This window comes from Streptomyces capoamus (genome assembly GCF_014654935.1).
Lineage (GTDB): Bacteria > Actinomycetota > Actinomycetes > Streptomycetales > Streptomycetaceae > Streptomyces > Streptomyces capoamus.
In genome coordinates this window covers 1-2,497 of sequence record NZ_BNBF01000011.1, presented here as the reverse complement: position 1 = coordinate 2,497, position 2,497 = coordinate 1, and the positions used below count along the sequence as shown (strand labels likewise).

General features: G+C 69.8%; 2 protein-coding genes. One reads left to right on the top strand and one right to left on the bottom strand.

Going from position 1 to position 2,497, the window contains the following annotated elements; genetic code table 11:
- On the bottom strand, window positions 1-934 hold a 934-nt coding region (locus tag IE312_RS18540; protein ID WP_229900066.1), incomplete at its 3' end, for an RDD family protein.
- Window positions 935-1,076: 142 nt separating this feature from the next.
- Here IE312_RS18540 and IE312_RS18535 point away from each other — a divergent pair.
- Window positions 1,077-2,084: a stage II sporulation protein M gene (locus tag IE312_RS18535; RefSeq protein WP_189983178.1), complete on the top strand. Its 1,008-nt coding sequence runs from the start codon at window positions 1,077-1,079 to the stop codon at window positions 2,082-2,084.
- Window positions 2,085-2,497: the final 413 nt, after the last annotated feature.

The following is a 2,497-nucleotide window of genomic DNA, read 5'->3' as shown; positions in this document are numbered from 1 at the left end:
GGGCGTCGGGCCGCTGCGCGGCCAGCGGCTGATACCCGGCGGGGGGCTGGTACGAAGCCGGAGCCTGACGGGAGGACTCGGGCCGATACGGAGACGGGTACGGAGTGTGGGACGGGGCCGGGTACGCGGTCGGCGCACCCGGTGGCTGTGCCACCACCGGGGCGAAGCCGCCGGACACCACACCGCTGTGACCGAACGCCTGCACGGCCTCGCGGGACTGCCGCTCGTGGACCACGATCGCCAGGAAGGCGGCCGGAGACAGGTCCCGCGGCACCGGGGCCCCCGTACGGCCCGCGAGCTCGGCCGCCAGCCGCTGCGCCATCCCCGCCGACACTTGCGGATCGAGCTGGTGCACCCGCGTCAGGTACTGCCGTACGGCGAGCCACAACCCGTCCGGCACGGCCGACAGGTCCAGTCCGGCGAACCGCCCCGCGAGCCACGGCGGCGGAGGGGGGACGAACCCCGTACGCCCGGCCGGTATCCGCTCGCGCACGACGAGCGTCCCGGCGAACACGTCACCGAGCCGCCGCCCCCGCGCAGAGACCAACGAGGCGATGCAGGCCACCACGCCGAACGTCATCACGATCTCGACCACTCCGAGCGCGCCCCGCACCAGCGCGTGCCGGAAACGGATCGGCCCCCCGTCGTCCCGCACCACCCGCAGCCCGAACGCCAGCTTCCCCAGCGAACGCCCGTGACTGAGGGTCTCGACGGCGATGGGCCCGCCGACCAGCACCAGCAGGAACGCCGCGATCGACAGCGCCACCTGCACGGCCTCATCCATCGAAGCCGTCGACGCCACCAGCACGATCATCACGACCAGGTACGCGACCATCGCCACCACCAGATCGAGCAACACGGCCAACGCCCTGCTCGGCAGCTTCGCGGGCCGCAGCTCCAGGGCCACCGCCTCGCCCGTCACCAGCTCACTCACGCCCGCCGTCCTTCCCTGGTCCGCCCCCTGAACCGCAAGTCTGCCAAGCTGTGGGCGCATCGTGCCGCAGTACGACAAGCTGACAGCGGCAGCGGGCATCCATGACGAGCCCCGGAGACCAGCCGAGGAGCAGGCAGACCCGATGGACCTGGACGTCTTCGTCTCCGTACACCGAGCCGAATGGGACCGGCTCGACGCACTGCTCCGCCGCCGGCGCCGGCTCACCGGCACCGAAGCGGACGAACTCGTCTCCCTCTACCAGCGCACCGCCACCCATCTGTCCCTCATCCAGTCCAGCGCACCGGACCCGCAGCTGACGGGACGGCTCAGCCAACTCGTGGCACGCGCGCGCAGCACCGTCGCCGGTACCCGCCGCGCCTCCTGGCGCGACGTGACGCGGTTCCTGAGCCAGGGCTTCCCGGCAGCGGTGTACCGCAGCCGCCACTGGTGGGTGCCCACGGCACTCGTCTCCACCGCGGTCGCCGTTCTGCTCGGCTGGTGGATCGGCACCCACCCGGAGGTGCAGTCGTCGATCGCGGCGCCCGGCCGGCTGCGCGAGCTGACCCGCCCGGGCGGTGAGTACGAGACCTACTACTCCAGTCACCCCGCGACCGCCTTCGCCGCCCAGGTGTGGACGAACAACGCCCAGGCGGCGGCGATGTGCCTCGTCCTCGGTGTCTTCCTGGGACTGCCCGTCCTCTGGATCCTCTTCCAGAACATGCTCAATCTGGGCGTCGGCTTCGGCCTCATGTCCTCGGCCGGCCGCCTCGACACCTTCCTCGGCCTGGTCCTCCCGCACGGTCTGCTCGAACTGACCGCGGTCTTCGTCGCCGCCGGCACCGGCCTGCGTCTCGGCTGGACCGTGATCGACCCCGGTCCGCGCACCCGGCGCGCCGCCCTCGCCGAGGAAGGACGAGCCGCCGTCGGCATGGCGATCGGCCTCGCCCTGGTGCTGTTCGTCTCCGGTGCCATCGAAGGCTTCGTCACGCCGTCCGGCCTGCCCACCTGGGCCCGCATCGGCATAGGGATCGCGGCCGAGCTGGCCTTCCTGGCGTACGTCTACGTCCTGGGCGGTCGCGCGGCACGCGCCGGCGAGAACGGGGACCTGGAGGCGGCGGACCGCAGCGCCTCCGTGCCCACGGCTGCCTGACCCGGCCGGATGTGCGCTCGGCCCCCGTGAGCTGCTAGTGTCCTCTTCGCCCCGCAAGAGCCGTTGACACGGAGGGAGTGGGGAGGTAGATTCAAACAGTTGCCTGGAGCTGGACAAGTCCGCTGGGCGGCCTCTAGAATCTAATCGCTTCTCAAAAGTCGTTGAACGACATTCCGAGAAGCATTCCGATTACTCAGAAATGAGCGGCCGGTCAGACCGGCTCAGAACTTCTGATAAAGTCGGAACCGCCGGAAAGGGAAACGCGAAAGCGGGAACCTGGAAAGCACCGAGGAAATCGGATCGAGAAAAGATCTGATAGAGTCGGAAACGCAAGAACGAAGGGAAGCGCCCGGAGGAAAGCCCGAGAGGGTGAGTACAAAGGAAGCGACCGTTCCTTGAGAACTCAACAGCGT